14 protein-coding genes and 1 pseudogene are annotated in these 15403 nt (G+C 58.2%); 14 read left to right on the forward strand and 1 reads right to left on the reverse strand.

The features are described 5' to 3' along the window. Positions 1-37: 37 nt before the first annotated feature. The 11 genes from arnB to NL116_RS16470 all read left to right on the forward strand — a co-directional run bounded on the left by arnB (position 38) and on the right by NL116_RS16470 (position 11733). Positions 38-1186, forward strand: coding sequence for a UDP-4-amino-4-deoxy-L-arabinose aminotransferase (gene arnB, locus NL116_RS16420; RefSeq protein WP_494373091.1), 1149 nt, complete (start codon positions 38-40; stop codon positions 1184-1186). Then, positions 1183-2199: an undecaprenyl-phosphate 4-deoxy-4-formamido-L-arabinose transferase gene (arnC, locus tag NL116_RS16425; protein WP_494373092.1), complete on the forward strand. Its 1017-nt coding sequence runs from the start codon at positions 1183-1185 to the stop codon at positions 2197-2199. The genes arnB and arnC overlap by 4 nt, the downstream gene beginning before the upstream one ends. Continuing rightward, a complete protein-coding gene (gene arnA, locus NL116_RS16430; protein ID WP_494373093.1) occupies positions 2196-4187 on the forward strand; it encodes a bifunctional UDP-4-amino-4-deoxy-L-arabinose formyltransferase/UDP-glucuronic acid oxidase ArnA in 1992 nt (663 codons plus the stop codon). Before arnC ends, arnA begins: the two co-directional genes overlap by 4 nt. Continuing rightward, positions 4187-5071, forward strand: a complete 885-nt coding sequence (gene arnD / locus NL116_RS16435) for a 4-deoxy-4-formamido-L-arabinose-phosphoundecaprenol deformylase (protein WP_494373094.1) — start codon at positions 4187-4189, stop codon at positions 5069-5071. The genes arnA and arnD overlap by 1 nt, the downstream gene beginning before the upstream one ends. Next, positions 5068-6717 (forward strand): lipid IV(A) 4-amino-4-deoxy-L-arabinosyltransferase, encoded by a 1650-nt coding sequence (arnT, locus tag NL116_RS16440; RefSeq protein ID WP_494373095.1) that lies wholly within the window; start codon positions 5068-5070, stop codon positions 6715-6717. Before arnD ends, arnT begins: the two co-directional genes overlap by 4 nt. Then, positions 6714-7058 carry a 4-amino-4-deoxy-L-arabinose-phosphoundecaprenol flippase subunit ArnE gene (arnE, locus tag NL116_RS16445; RefSeq protein WP_494373096.1) on the forward strand — a complete coding sequence of 115 codons (345 nt, stop codon included), beginning with the start codon at positions 6714-6716 and terminating at the stop codon, positions 7056-7058. Before arnT ends, arnE begins: the two co-directional genes overlap by 4 nt. Beyond that, positions 7055-7456: a 4-amino-4-deoxy-L-arabinose-phosphoundecaprenol flippase subunit ArnF gene (gene arnF, locus NL116_RS16450; RefSeq protein ID WP_494373097.1), complete on the forward strand. Its 402-nt coding sequence runs from the start codon at positions 7055-7057 to the stop codon at positions 7454-7456. The genes arnE and arnF overlap by 4 nt, the downstream gene beginning before the upstream one ends. Beyond that, positions 7453-8832, forward strand: coding sequence for a UDP-glucose dehydrogenase family protein (locus tag NL116_RS16455; RefSeq protein WP_494373098.1), 1380 nt, complete (start codon positions 7453-7455; stop codon positions 8830-8832). The genes arnF and NL116_RS16455 overlap by 4 nt, the downstream gene beginning before the upstream one ends. After that, on the forward strand, positions 8805-10421 hold the full coding sequence (locus NL116_RS16460; RefSeq protein ID WP_494373099.1) for an ArnT family glycosyltransferase: 1617 nt from the start codon (positions 8805-8807) through the stop codon (positions 10419-10421). Before NL116_RS16455 ends, NL116_RS16460 begins: the two co-directional genes overlap by 28 nt. A gap of 116 nt (positions 10422-10537) precedes the next feature. Continuing rightward, positions 10538-11032: an Hcp family type VI secretion system effector gene (locus NL116_RS16465; protein WP_494373100.1), complete on the forward strand. Its 495-nt coding sequence runs from the start codon at positions 10538-10540 to the stop codon at positions 11030-11032. Then, positions 11020-11733, forward strand: coding sequence for a DUF4225 domain-containing protein (locus tag NL116_RS16470; protein WP_494373101.1), 714 nt, complete (start codon positions 11020-11022; stop codon positions 11731-11733). Before NL116_RS16465 ends, NL116_RS16470 begins: the two co-directional genes overlap by 13 nt. Positions 11734-12254: 521 nt before the next feature. On the opposite strand, the pseudogene NL116_RS16475 reads toward NL116_RS16470, so the two are convergent. Continuing rightward, a pseudogene (locus NL116_RS16475) lies at positions 12255-12638 on the reverse strand (LysR family transcriptional regulator); the annotation flags it as partial. Between the two features lie 264 nt (positions 12639-12902). Here NL116_RS16475 and NL116_RS16480 point away from each other — a divergent pair. From NL116_RS16480 to NL116_RS16490, 3 genes are all read left to right on the forward strand, one after another. Then, positions 12903-14081 carry an MFS transporter gene (locus tag NL116_RS16480; RefSeq protein ID WP_494378075.1) on the forward strand — a complete coding sequence of 393 codons (1179 nt, stop codon included), beginning with the start codon at positions 12903-12905 and terminating at the stop codon, positions 14079-14081. 159 nt (positions 14082-14240) lie between these two features. Next, the gene (locus NL116_RS16485; protein WP_494373102.1) at positions 14241-14948 is read left to right on the forward strand and encodes an HPP family protein; all 708 of its coding nucleotides are present in this window, start codon (positions 14241-14243) and stop codon (positions 14946-14948) included. A gap of 136 nt (positions 14949-15084) precedes the next feature. Beyond that, positions 15085-15303, forward strand: a complete 219-nt coding sequence (locus NL116_RS16490; protein ID WP_494373103.1) for a hypothetical protein — start codon at positions 15085-15087, stop codon at positions 15301-15303. Positions 15304-15403 lie beyond the last annotated feature (100 nt).

Below are 15403 nucleotides of genomic sequence, written 5' to 3' on the forward strand. Positions count from 1 at the left end.
CGTATCAATGCTCGTCCAATTCAAACCCGAGGTGCCCATGAGTCAGGCGTTTCTCCCCTTCTCCCGCCCAAGTATCGGCGATGAAGAAATTGCAGCTGTCGAGCAAGTATTGCGCTCCGGCTGGATCACCACGGGGCCGAAAAGCCAGCAACTGGAAGAGCAGTTCGCCAACTATGTCGGATGTCGTCACGCCGTTGCATTGTCCTCGGCCACCGGTGGCATGCACATCACCCTGCTGGCGCTGGGCATTGGCCCCGGCGATGAAGTCATCACACCATCCCAGACATGGGTGTCCACTGCCAACATGATTTGCCTGCTGGGTGCGACGCCAGTGTTCGTCGACGTCGACCGCGACACCCTGATGAGCGACCTGGAAAGCATCGAAGCGGCCATCACCCCGCGAACCAAAGCCATCATTCCGGTGCACTACGCTGGCGCCGCTTTCGATCTCGACCCGCTGTATGCGCTGGCTGACAAACACGGCATTCCTGTTATCGAAGATGCCGCACACGCCGCCGGCACTTTTTACAAAGGTCGTCATGTCGGCTCCAAAGGCACGGCCATCTTCTCGTTTCACGCCATCAAGAACATGACCTGCGCTGAAGGCGCGATGTTTGTCAGTGACGATGAAGCCCTGGCCAACCGGGTGCGCATGCTCAAGTTTCATGGGCTCGGTGTCGACGCCTACGATCGCCTGACCCACGGCCGCAAACCGCAGGCACAAGTGATGGAACCGGGTTTCAAATACAACCTGGCCGACATCAATGCCGCCATCGCCCTGGTGCAACTGGAGCGGCTGGACGAAATCAACGCCAAGCGCACCGAACTGGCTCGCCTCTACCAGCAACGCCTGGAAGGCTGCGCCGTGGAACCGCTGGCGGTACCGACCTACCCACAGCAACACGCCTGGCACCTGTTCATCCTGCGCATCGACGCCGAGCGTTGCGGGCTGGACCGTGAAGCGTTCATGAAGGGATTGCAGGAGCAGAATATCGGCACGGGCATCCACTTTATCGCTACCCATTTGCACACGTATTATCGTCAGCGGTTCCCGAACATTTACTTGCCCAACACCGAATGGAATTCGGCGCGGCTGTGTTCGATTCCCTTGTTCCCCGACATGACCACCGATGATGTCAATCGTGTGGTCGATGCCATTGAAAACGTTATGGACAGATCTCAGTGAAACCTTACCCAATCCGTTGCGTGTCGGTTGTTATCCCGGTCTACAACGAGCAAGACAGCTTGCCCGAGTTGCTGCGGCGTACCGAAGCGGCCTGCGCGCAGTTGCACCATGAATACGAAATCGTGCTGGTGGACGACGGCAGTCGCGACAACTCGGCGCACATCCTCGAAGAGGCTGCCAGCCGCGAAGGCAGCCCGGTAGTCGCGGTTATTCTCAACCGCAACTATGGCCAGCATGCGGCAATCATGGCCGGTTTCGAACACTGCAAAGGCGATGTCGTCATCACCCTCGATGCCGACCTGCAAAACCCGCCTGAAGAAATTCCGCGCCTGGTGGCCCAGGCTGAACTCGGTTATGACGTGGTCGCCACCGTGCGCAACAACCGACAGGACTCGGCCCTGCGTCGTTGGCCGTCGAAACTGATCAATATGGCCGTACAGCGCTCGACCGGCGTTGCCATGAGCGATTACGGCTGCATGTTGCGTGCTTATCGCCGGACCATCGTCGACGCGATGCTGGCCTGTCGCGAACGCAGCACCTTCATCCCCATCCTGGCCAACAGTTTTGCCCGGCACACCACGGAAATCCCGGTGTTGCACGCCGAGCGCGAACACGGTGAATCCAAGTACAGCCCCATGCGCCTGGTCAACCTGATGTTCGACCTGATCACGTGCATGACCACCACGCCGTTGCGTCTGCTGAGCATCGTCGGCTTCGCCATGGCGGGTCTGGGCGTGCTGTTCGCCATGACCTTGATTTTCTTGCGCCTGGTGTTCGGCGCCGAATGGGCCGGTGATGGATCGTTCGTGCTGTTCGCCGTGCTGTTCGTCTTCACGGGTGGGCAATTCATCGGCATGGGCCTGCTGGGCGAGTACCTGGGACGCATGTACAGCGACGTCCGCGCCCGCCCGCGCTTCTTTGTCGAAAAAGTCTTGCGTAGCCAACCCGCCGCACCCGCTCCCGTTGTCACCGTTGACGGCCTCACTTCCACTTCAGATCAGGTTCTCTCATGAGCGCAAAAGCTGTTGTCTTCGCCTACCACGATATTGGCTGTGCCGGTATCGAATCCCTGCTCGCGTCCGGCTTTGAAATTGCCGCCGTGTTCACTCATGCCGATGACCCGAAAGAAAACGCGTTCTACGGTTCCGTTGCGCAGATGTGTGCCCAAAAAGGCATCCCGGTGCATGCCCCTGAAGATGCCAACCACCCGCTGTGGATCGAGCGCATCGCCAAACTCAACCCGGATTACCTGTTCTCGTTCTACTACCGCAATCTGTTGACCGAGCCACTGCTGGCCACCGCGCGCAAAGGTGCCTTCAACCTGCACGGCTCGTTGCTGCCACACTACCGTGGCCGCGCGCCCGCGAACTGGGTGCTGGTGAACGGTGAAACCGAAACCGGCGTGACCCTGCACCGCATGGTCAAGCGCGCCGACGCCGGCGCGATCATCGCCCAGCAAAAGGTTGCCATCGAGCGCAGCGACACCGCACTGTCTCTGCACGGTAAATTGCGTGTGGCCGCGGCTGACCTGTTGCGCGACACCCTCCCTGCCCTGCTGCAAGGCAAAGTCACCGAAACGGCTCAGGACGAATCCAAAGCCACGGTATTTGGTCGCCGCACGGCAGCCGACGGCAAACTGCTCTGGAAGAAGCCGGCAGAAGAGCTCTTCAACCTGGTCCGCGCTGTTACCCAGCCGTATCCGGGCGCATTCTGCGATGTGGGCGAGCACAAGCTGATTGTCTGGAGTGCCGATGTTGCCAAGGGCAATGAAGGTCTGGCGCCGGGCCGTGTGATCAGTGTCGATCCACTGCGTATCGCGTGTGGCGAAGACTCGTTGGTGATCACCGCCGGTCAGCGCAATGACAACGGGCTCTACCTGAGCGGCCCGCAACTGGCCAACGAATTGGGTCTGGTCGACGGTTCCGTCCTTCGCGGCGCCGAATCCGGGCGCAAGCCACGTCGCACCCGCGTGCTGATCCTTGGCGTCAACGGCTTCATCGGCAACCACTTGTCCGAGCGCCTGCTGCGCGATGACCAGTATGAAGTCTACGGCCTGGACATCGGTTCGGACGCCATTGACCGCCTGCGCAGCCACCCGAACTTCCACTTCGTCGAAGGCGATATCAGCATTCACTCCGAGTGGATCGAGTATCACATCAAGAAGTGCGACGTGATCCTGCCGCTGGTAGCGATTGCCACTCCGATTGAATACACCCGCAACCCGCTGCGCGTATTTGAACTGGACTTCGAAGAGAACCTGAAACTGGTTCGCTACTGCGTCAAATACAACAAGCGCGTGATCTTCCCGTCGACCTCCGAAGTCTATGGCATGTGCCAGGACAACAACTTCGACGAAGACACCTCCAACCTCATCGTTGGCCCGATCAACAAGCAACGCTGGATCTACTCGGTTTCCAAACAGTTGCTCGACCGTGTCATCTGGGCCTATGGCCAGAAAGGCCTGAACTTCACCCTGTTCCGTCCTTTCAACTGGATGGGCCCACGTCTGGACCGTCTGGACTCGGCACGTATCGGCAGCTCCCGGGCCATTACCCAGCTGATCCTGAACCTCGTGGAAGGCACGCCGATTCGCCTGTTCGATGGCGGCGAGCAAAAGCGTTGCTTCACTGACATCGCTGACGGCGTAGAAGCGCTGGCGCGGATCATCGACAACGAAAACGACGCCTGCAACGGTCAGATCATCAACATCGGCAACCCTGAGAACGAAGCGAGCATTCGCCAGTTGGGCGAAGAACTGCTGCGTCAGTTTGAAGCTCACCCTCTGCGCGACAACTTCCCACCGTTCGCCGGTTTCCGCGACGTAGAAAGCAAAGCCTTCTACGGCACCGGCTACCAGGACGTGTCCCATCGCAAACCAAGCATCGCCAACGCCAAACGTCTGCTGGACTGGACGCCAACCGTGGAGATGAGCGAGACCATCGGTAACACGCTGGACTTCTTCCTGCGCGAAGCCATGCTTGAAATCGCGGACAAGCGCTAATGCAGGCAGGCCTTCGAATCGATGTCGACACCTACCGAGGCACCCGTGAAGGGGTGCCCCGGCTGCTGGAAATCCTCGACGAAGCGCAAGTCAAGGCGACGTTCTTCTTCAGCGTCGGGCCGGACAACATGGGGCGCCACTTGTGGCGCCTGATCCGCCCCCAATTCCTCTGGAAAATGCTGCGTTCCAATGCCGCAGGGTTGTACGGCTGGGACATTTTGCTGGCCGGCACTGCCTGGCCGGGAAAACCGATCGGCCGGGACCTGGGGCATTTGATGCGCCAGGCTCAGGCCGCCGGGCATGAAGTCGGTCTGCACGCTTGGGATCACCATGGCTGGCAGGCTAACGCCGGACGCTGGAGCGATGCGCAGTTGATCGAGCAGATCCGCCAGGGCGTCGCCACGCTCAGCGACATCCTCGGGAAAAAGGTCGACTGTTCGGCCGCCGCCGGTTGGCGTGCGGACGAGCGTGTGATCGAAGCCAAGCAAGCTTTCGGCTTTCGCTACAACAGCGACTGCCGGGGCCACAGCCTGTTTCAGCCGGCACTGGCAAACGGCGAATTAGGTGCACCGCAGATACCGGTGGACCTGCCGACGTTCGATGAGGTGGTGGGTCCCACCGTTGCAGCCCAAGACTTCAACGCGTTCATTCTTGACCGCTTTTCCCCCGACAAACTCAACGTCTACACCATTCATGCAGAAGTAGAAGGGATTCTGATGGCCAACGATTTTCGTCAGCTGCTGGCCGATGCGCGCCAGCGTGGCATTCATTTCCAACCCTTGGGCGACCTGCTGCCCGACGCCCCCAACACCTTGCCCAAAGGACGTGTCGTGCGCGGCGCTCTTGAAGGCCGCGAAGGCTGGTTGGGAGTGCAAGGCGCATGAGCAAACGCTGGGCACTCCCCCTGCTGCTGGTCCTTTTCGCCTTGGGCTATCTGCTGCCACTGGGCACCCACGGTTTATGGATCCCGGACGAAACCCGCTACGCGCAAATCAGTCAGCACATGCTCCTGAGCGGCGACTGGGTGTCGCCACATTTCATGAGCGTGCGCTATTTCGAGAAACCGGCGGCGGGCTACTGGATGATCGCTGCCAGTCAGGCGCTGTTCGGACAGAACCTGTTTGGCGTGAGGTTCGCCTCGGCCCTGAGCATGGGACTGAGTGTGTTGCTGTGCTTCCTGATCGCCCGCCGCTTGTGGAACGAGCCGCGCAAGAGTTTTGCCTGCGCGCTGCTGTACATGAGTTTCAGCGTCATCGCCGGTCAAGCCGGGTATGCCAACCTTGATCCGCAGTTCACCTTTTGGGTCAACCTGAGTCTGGTGGCGTTGTGGTTTGCGCTGGACAGCGTCGGCCGCCGGCAAAAAATCATTAGCTGGGCATTGCTGGGTCTGGCCTGCGGCATGGGGTTCATGACCAAGGGTTTCCTTGCCTGGTTGCTGCCGGTTTTGGTCGCCCTGCCCTACATGGTCTGGCAAAAGCGCTGGAAAGAATTGCTGACCTATGGCCCCGTAGCAATTGTCGTGGCCATCGCGGTGAGCCTGCCTTGGGCGTTGGCGGTGCATTCGGAAGAGCCCGATTACTGGCGGTTCTTCTTCTGGCACGAACACATTCAGCGCTTTGCCGGTGAGGACGCCCAGCATGAAGAGCCGTTCTGGTTCTACCTGCCGCTGCTGGTCGGTTTCAGTCTGCCATGGGCGGCGTTGCTGCCGTCCGCGCTGAAGCAGGCGTGGCAAACCCGACGCCAGTCCAGCATCGGCTTCCTGCTGCTGTGGCTGGTGATGCCGCTGATGTTTTTCAGTATCAGCAAAGGCAAATTGCCGAGTTACATCCTGCCCTGCCTGTTGCCCTTGGCCTTGCTGCTAGGTCATACGCTGGCCGACCGACTGAAACTGGAACAGGGACGTTTGCTGGGCATCAATGGCTTGCTGAACCTGGTCCTGGGTCTGGTCACTTTGATTGCCCTGGTCTACCTGCAACTGAAAAAGCCCCTGTATGACCACGAACTGCACAACCTGGTGCTGGTGTTCATTGGTTTGATCGGCTGGATCATGGCCAACCTGCTGCAAGCCTTCAGGCCGTTGCAATGCTGGGCTGCCCCCGCATTCGGCAGCCTGCTGCTGATCGGCTTGATACCCGCTGGACTGCCTAATTCGGTGGTCGCCAACAAGACGCCCGACCAATTCATCCTCCATCACATGGATGAACTGGCGCAAACCGGAAAATTGCTGAGCAATGATCTTGGCGCCGCATCGGCGCTGGCCTGGCGCATGAAGCACCCGGACGTGTCCCTGTATAACTCGATAGGCGAATTGAAATATGGTCTTGCCTATCCTGACTCCGCGCAGCAACTGGTCACCGTCGGCCAGGTTCAGCAGTGGATGCGCGACGCCCGCCGTAGCGGCTCCGTCGGCGTCGTGATGCGGGTCAAGGGTGAGGACGAATTGCAGGAAATCGAATTGCTGCCCAAGGACGGCAAACGCTATGAACAGGGCAACCTGGTGATTCTGATTTTCCCTCAGGAGGGACCATGAGCCTGCTACTGGTTCTGGTCGCGTGCCTGTTGACGTGCCTGGGTCAGATTGCGCAGAAATACGCCGTCGAGAGTTGGCGCGGCCAGGCTTTGGGATGGGGTGAACAATTGCGCTCGCCTTGGCTGTGGCTGGCGCTCGCCGCGCTGGGATCAGGGTTGCTGGTCTGGCTGCTGGTGTTGCAGCGCCTCGAAGTCGGCATTGCCTACCCGATGCTGAGCCTCAATTTTGTGCTGGTCACGCTGGTCGCCCGTTTTGTTTTCCATGAATCGATCGACCGCCAGCACTGGTTAGGCGTGGCACTGGTGATCGGTGGCGTGGTACTGCTGGGGCAGCACGCATGAGCCTTCGCCGAGGAATCACCTTCGCCATGAGTAGCGTGCTGCTGGTCAGTAGCGCCCAGTTGGGCATGCGCTGGAGCATGACGCGCTTGCCGGCTCCCGAACACCTGTTGACGGCCAGCATCGATCTGGTCGCGGTGGCGGTCGTGTTGAGCGCGGTCGTGGCCTATGCGCTCTCGATGCTCTGCTGGCTTGGCGCCCTGCGCGACTTGCCGCTGGGACGCGCCTATTCGCTGCTGAGCATCAGCTACGCACTGGTTTATCTGCTGGCCGCCAGCCTGCCGCAGTTCAATGAAACATTCAGTCTTTCCAAAACCCTCGGGGTGGCGTTGGTCATGCTCGGGGTCGTCATTATAAATTCTCGCCCGGTTCGCACACCGGACCTCAGGAATGCATCATGAAAATCAGTGTATTTGGTAGCGGTTACGTGGGTCTGGTACAAGCAGCCGTCCTGGCTGAAGTCGGCCACGATGTAGTCTGCATGGACATTGATGAGAAGAAAGTTGCGTTGCTGCAACAAGGTCATGTGAGCATTTTCGAACCGGGGCTCGCAAGCCTGGTGCGTGAAAGCCTGGAGGCCAAGCGGCTGCAATTTACCTCCGACGAAAAACTCGCGGTACAGCATGGCGAGGTTCTGTTTATCGCGGTGGGTACGCCGTCGCGCGACGATGGTTCGGCAGACTTGAGCTACGTGATGTCGGTCGGTGATGCCGTGGCGCGTCATCGTGAACAACCGGCGATTCTGGTGGAGAAGTCCACGGTGCCGGTGGGCACCGGCGATGCGTTGCGCGCGCATATCGACAAATGCCTGGTCACGAACGGCCGAGTGCTGCAGTTCGATATCGTCTCCAACCCCGAGTTTCTGAAAGAAGGCTCGGCCGTGGCCGACTGCCGACGCCCGGATCGGATCATTATTGGCTGTGAACGCGACGAAGTACGCGATGTGATGCGCGACCTCTATGCACCGTTCAACCGCAATCACGACCGCGTCATGTTCATGGACCTGCGCAGCGCCGAACTGACCAAGTACGCCGCCAACTGCATGCTGGCAACGAAGATCAGCTTCATCAACCAGATCGCCGAACTGGCCGAACACCTGGGCGCCGACATCGAGTCGGTGCGTCTGGGCATCGGCGCCGACTCGCGCATCGGTTACCACTTCATCTACCCCGGCTGCGGTTACGGCGGCTCGTGCTTCCCCAAAGACATGCGCGCGCTGATTCACAGCGCCCAGGAAGCGCACTGCTCCAGCGACCTGCTGCAAGCGGTGGAAGCGATCAACGAGCGCCAGAAACACAAACTGTTCGAGCGGATCAACGCGTTCTACCGTGGCGACCTGCGCGGCAAGACCTTTGCCGTGTGGGGCCTGGCGTTCAAGCCCAACACCGATGACATGCGCGATGCGCCGAGCCGGGTCTTGCTGGAATCGTTGTGGGCCGCCGGCGCCAACGTCCGCGCGTACGATCCGGAAGCGATGCAGGAAACTCAAAAGCTCTATCCGAATGAATCGAAGCTGATGCTCATGGGAACGCCCGAATCGGTATTGACCGGCGCCGATGCCCTGATCGTCTGTACCGAATGGCAGCAGTTCAAGGCCCCGGATTTCGACTTGATCGAGCAGCGCCTGAATGCGCCGGTGATCTTCGACGGACGTAACCTGTACGACGCCGAACGCCTCGAGCGCAGCGGCTTCAAGTACTTCCCGATGGGCCGTGGTGAATCGCGCAACCTGCCGATCCCGCATCAACAATGGCCTGCAGACTCGGTCGTCGCGTGAGCACCGTGTCACCCACCCGCCAGCAGTCTCTGGGCATTGGGTTACTGGCACTGATTCTGTTCAGTGCCGGGGTTTATCAGCAGGCGGCCATTGGATTCGATTCCCGGTTCGTGATGTTTGCCCAGGAAATGCTGCGTAACGGGCCGTCGGTGTTTCCCACCACCTATGGCCAGCCTTACGCCGACTACTCGGCCGTCTCGACGCTGTTCATCTGGTTGCTGTCCTTGCCGTTCGGGCAGGTCAACAGCCTCAGCGCCTGGCTGCCGAGCGCAATGGCCGGTGCAGTAATTGTCACGTTGATGTACCGCTTGCTGGCGCCCTACTCCCAACGTTGGGCGCTGCTCAGCATTGCCTTGATGCTGATGACCAGCACCTTCATCACCGAAGCCCGCGCCGTGTCTCAGGACCTGATACTCGCGGCGGTCGCGTTTTCGGTGTTTTACCTGGGGTATGCCGCCGACCACTTCGCGGCACAACGCCGCTGGTGGCTGATCTTTGCCCTGTTGGTCCTCGGCTTCGGGGTGCGCGGGCCGATCGGGCTGGTCGTGCCCACCGGCATTCTGTGCAGCTACTTCTTGCTCAATCGCCAATGGCGACACCTGTTCGGTTTCGGCCTGACAGCGGCCGTGTTGTTGGCACTGAGCATCGGCGTCTTGTTGTGGCTGGCCGACACCGATGGCGGTCCGGCCTTCATGCAAGACGTAGTGCGCATGCAGTTTATGGGGCGCATGGACGGCAGCGAAGGTGCCAGCGGTGCGCTGTATTACTTCACCAGTTCGATGGGCAACTATGCGCTGGCCTATCCGCTGGCCTGGCTTGCGATGGCGGCGATTGCGCTGACCAAACCACGCCAGGCAGGCCCGGCATGGCGGCTGTTGCAGTACTGCGTGGCGGCCGGGTTGATTGTGATGATCGGGCTATCAATACCGCAGGCGAAAAAGGCCCGCTATCTACTGCCGATGTTGCCGATGGCAGCAATCATTGCAGCGTATCCGTTTTATGTGACGCAAGGTCGGTTGTTTGCCGCGCTGCGCGGGTTGATGCAGGGCTTGTGGCTGCTGATCCCGATGCTCATGATCGTTGGATTGGTGGTCGCTCAGCGCCGGTTTCCCGAGCAACTGACGTCGATCCGTTCGATAGTGATCGTTCTCGGTGTGTTGCAAGCCATCGCCCTGGCTACGCTGTTCAAGCCCCGTTGGCGCGCAGAGACGCTGGCCTTTTGCGCGGTGCTGGCGGTGTGGTCGGTGTACATGAGTGTCTTCGAACCGGTCGAGCGTCGGCTCTACGACACTCGCACGTTCAGCCTGGCCGTCTATGAGCGGGTCAAACAAGCTCCGGCGCCGCTGGTGCTGCATGGCATGGGCAAAGACGCCAAGGCAATCAAGTTCATGGTCAACATCCCGCATGACTTGCAGCCGCTGTTTACCGACTCGATCCCGGAATTGCAAAGTCTTTCAGGGCCCGCGTGGTTGATGATGGACCTGCCCGCTTACAACGCCTTGCAAGGCACTGCCTTGGGTAACTTGCAACCAGTGTTGAGTGGGCGATTCGACAAGAATGATTTTGTGTTGCTGCACGTCGTGCAGTAGTGCGGCAACACGCTGAATAAAACACTTTCGTCCCACCGAAAACTCGGAAACCTCCTACATCCCCCCTGAGACATTTTCAATAGGGTACCCCTCCGACGAAAAGGAGTGGCATCCCTATGGCCAATCACGGCTACATGAGCATCACAGGCAACACCCAAGGATTGATATCGGCGGGTTGTTCTACTCAAGCGTCCATCGGCAATAAATGTCAGACAGGGCATACAGACGAAATCATGGTGCTGTCCTACAGCCACAATATGGCCAATATAGGCAACATCAATAAGCCAACGCACAGCCCTCTCGTCATCACAAAGAACGTCGACAAGTCCTCTCCCTTACTCGCTCAAGCGCTATCAACCAGAGAAGAGATCAGCGGTGCAATCAATTTCTATCGAATCTCTGCGTTTGGTCTTCAAGAGAAGTTTTTCAGCATTGAAATCGAAGGCGGTATTATTGCCAACCTGACACTTGATATGCCCCACGTTGTCTTACAAAACGACGTCGAACCCCAAGAGCACGTGGCTATTCGTTATCGCGAAATCACCTGGAGGCACCACCTTGCGGGCACCAGCGGGCACGGGTCGTGGGGGAATAGCGAATGGGACAGTTGAAGGCGCGCTGCGAGGACAGTAGTTGCGATTACTGGGCCGTCAGCAAAGCGGCGGCTAATTTGACCCAACAGGCCTGCACGTTAGGCGCCCGTTATATCAATGACGGGACGCTGCGCCTGCAATTCAATCGCGAGGTGTCTTACTACGCGAGGGGAATTGTCAATGATGTGGCGCTGGGACGGAAGCGCGCTGATCAGGGCTTGAACGAGATAAAGAGCGAACAGAGTAGTTTGCTCAGCCAATCATGGGAAATTACAAAAAAAGGCGCAGGCGTGATTGCTGGGGGATTGCAAATATTAACTGGCGCAGGGATTTGCTATGGATCAGCAGGTACTTTCTGCTTGATTGCTGGCGGACCAATGATACTCCATGGTGCAAATAATATTTATGAGAATGGGCGTAACCTTGTGGAGAATCGCAATGATACGGAGGGACCAACCCGCAAGGCTTATCAAAAGCTGGCCAAGTTTGTTGGACAAACTGAAAGAGAAGGCAATATGGCGTATGGGGCGCTGGATATTACGATGTCTGTATATGGAGTGACTCGATCTGTACTCAAGCCCGATGCTTGGCGATTATTCAGATACATCAAAACGGACTATATCAAAGCTTATAAAGCCACGACACCTCAAGTGCTGACACTGGAAGGAATGACTACTTTTCAGACTGGAAAACAAGTGTTTGAAGAGGCAAAAAAATGATTGTCTGGTTTTTCCCTCTCATAGCAGCCTGCTCCGTGAGCACTGCCTATTTTATAAAAATTCGCTTATCGGGCGAGAACCTCAATCATACCAAACTGTATTTCGGCCTTGCATTCAACACATTATTCGCCGTGCCGTATATAAACATAGTCCAACATAATGATTTTCCTCATCTCGGCTACCGCCCAGATATCATTTCGGACCACCCGTTTATTGGCTGGATTGCATTCATATGCATTTTCCTTCACTCATTTGCATGCCCCGTAAAACGGGAGGTCAAATGTTGGCTCTCGAGAAAATAATTGCTGCCGCGACAATGTATATATTTATCATAAGTTGCTCCGCCTTTCACAGCGCATGGATTTCACTATTAATAGTTTACCTATTCGAGATGGACGTTTTAGCATCAAAAATAGTTTTAATTACCTGTTTTATTCTGGTGTCTGGATATGGCTTGAAAACGTTTCCAAAAAAACTTCGAGAACTTGACGGAGAATAAAGCCATCTACTCCAGGCAGCCCTCAAGCCACTACCCTTAAATCAGCCTTCAGCTCTTGAGCAAACGCCTTTACCAACGGACTGCGCATGGTGTTGTGGCGCAGGATCAGATTGAACGGGGTAACGATGCTGATCAATTCCGGGCTCACCGCAAGGAACTGTCCCTGAGCCACCAGGAACGCCGCGTAATGCTGCAGCAGGAAACCGACAAAACGACCGGTCTTGATCAACAGCGCCACGGCGTCCACCTGGGTGGCGGACGCCGAGAAGCTGTCGTAGTGGGCGAAGTTCAGCTTGTCCCGATGAATCGCGTAGCGATGATTTCCTCACTCGAATTGCTTGAGCACACTCCCGCCAAGCTGTTCGTCGGGCACTTCAAACCAGGGATGACCAACAGCACAGTAGACGCATCGATTCGCGCATCGCGCATTGGGTGTCGCGCATTCGTCTTGAAGTGGACCCGCAACTGTCAGAGGATGGCGAGCCTGTGTATCGACGTGCCGCTGGGTGCGCCGGGCAATCCGTTGAGTGATGCGGCGGTGGAGCAGAAACTCTTCAGTCTGGCTGGGGCGGCTGATGTCGCAGGAACGGGCCGCCGGGTTGCTCGCGAATGGCTGCGACTGGGTCCAACGCCGAACACTACAAAACCAAATAAGGACATTTGCCCCGCCGTGGCCGTTTACTCGCTAGTCATCCGCCGCTTGATGATCGTCTCGCTGACAATTGTCGTCAGCCGGGCCATCACCAGCCCGCTGCTCACGCTGTTCCTGAGCAACAAACTCGGCCTCAACCAACAGGACGTGGGTTTGCTGCTGGGCATCGCAGTGTTCATCGCCACCCTGCTCGCGTTGTATGGCGGCTACATCATCGACCGCCTGGAAAAACGCCGGCTGCTGATCCTCACCATGCTTTCCAGCGCCATCGGCTTTGTGTTGCTGACATTCGCCGAAAACCTCTACCTGACCACCGCCACGCTGGTCATCACCGAAACGGCTTCGGCGCTGTTCCTGATCGGATCGAAAGCGATCCTCAGCGAAAACCTGCCAATGGGCCAGTGCGCCAAGGCCTTCTCGCTGCGCTACACCTTGACCAACATCGGCTACGCGACCGGGCCGATGCTCGGCGTGGTGATTGCCGGTGTTTACCCCATAGCGCCCTTCCTGATCGCGGGTGGCATCGCGTTTTTCAGCATCTTCCTGATGATCGGGATTCCCAAGGACTCGGCCTCGGCGCCAGCCATTGGCCAGCCACAAAGCTTTCTCAAGACGCTGATTACCCTGAAAAACGACCGTACGCTGATCATGTTCACCTGCGGCTGCCTGCTCAGTACCGTGGTCCACGGCCGGTTCACGTTGTACCTGTCGCAATACCTGCTGGTGACCCACGATTCCAAACGCGCCCTCGAAACCATGGCTGCCCTGCTCGCCTGCAACGCCATCAGCGTGATTCTGCTGCAATACCAGATTGGCCGGTTCCTCAAGCGCGAACAACTGCGCTACTGGATTGTCGGGGGCACCAGCCTGTTCATCGTCGGCTTGATCGGTTTCAGCCTGGCCGACAGCCTGGTGTCGTGGTGCTTGGCCATGTTCATTTTCACCCTCGGCGAAATGATCATTTACCCCGCCGAATTCCTGTTCGTCGACACCTTGGCCCCGGAAGAACTGCGCGGCAGCTATTACGGTGCGCAGAACCTCGCCGCACTCGGCGGCGCACTAAGCCCGGTGATCTGCGGTTTCCTGCTGATGCATACGCCCGCCTCCACCATGTTTTATGCCCTTAGCGCACTGACCGCGATGGGCGGATTCCTTTGCTTCATGAGCGGACGGCGCGTGGCGCTACTGCAAAATTAATGCACTGAAACTGCATTAATATGAATTTGTCAGCACATGTAATCGACGGCACACTGTGCCCTGTTCCTCCCCCACAAGTTGGAACACCTTCAAGGGCTTCTGGATATTCCAGCCAAGCCTTTTTTTTGCAGGTTTTTTTGTCCACGGATCGATTTCATCATGCTCGCTCGCTGGTTGCCCGCCGCCATCAACACCCGTCCTTCCGAATGGAGCCGTGCCGCCATCGGCATGGCCCTCGGGACGCTGTTCAGCGTGTGGGTTTGCGGGCAAGTATTCGGCATGGACGTGGCGCAACACCTGATCGGCCCGCTGGGTGCATCGGCCGTGTTGCTGTTTGCTGTGTCCTCCGGCGCCCTCGCCCAGCCGTGGTCGATTCTGGGCGGCTACTTGAGCGCAGGCGTGGTTTCGCTGCTGGTCGCCCACGTGCTCGGCCGAACCCTCGGCAGTGCCTGCCTGGCAGCAGGCATGGCGCTGATGTTGATGTGCTGGTTGCGCTGCCTGCATCCGCCGGCAGGGGCTTTGGCACTGCTGTTGGTACTGGCCGACCCCGCCACCATCGCCATGGACTGGAAGGCGCTCGGCCCGGTGATGCTCGGGGCCTCAGCGATGCTGCTCTGCGCCTTGGCGTACAACAACCTGACACGCATTCGCTACCCGAAACGCGCCAGCGAACCGGCGGCCGTGATCCCCGCCGACCACCCGCCCGTCGACGCTCAGGCGATCACCGCACAGGATTTGAAACTGGCGTTGGCGGACATGGAGGCGTTCTTCGATGTCACACCCGAAGACCTCGAACAGCTGATCCATGCCAGTGAGTTGCACGCCAAGCGGCGCAGTATTGGTGAAGTGCTGTCCCGTGGCGCTTAGGCTAACGGTCAATGGATCACCTTGCCTGTCGATTATCTGCGTCTACAGTCAAACCGTACCGCATAGAGTTGTCTGCCTTTCACTACGAAGTCTGGCCCGCCGTAATGCCCAGTAGCGATGACACAGAAGTCTGGCTATGGAGAAATACTCACTGTTGTTGAGTGGCGACGCTGCCTTCGCGCTGTTCATTCAAGAGCGCTTGTTTCTGCTGGCGGCAGCACGTGGCGGCGCGGGACTGTGTGCGCATCTGGCGTACCGGTTTGTCTGCCATCGACAACTAAAAAATACCACGGGCAACGAACGTGCCGGTTCAGCACAAGGAATACCTCGGCATGCCCCATGGATTCGTCAATGACCCGGCTCGTTATGACGAAGCGAAGCAAGCGCTGTTGTGCGCCCAAACCCTGCAAACGCACCTTCGGAATTAACCCGGCATGAGGTAAAAACGCAAACCG

Source organism: Pseudomonas sp. FBCC-B1667, assembly GCF_059133255.1.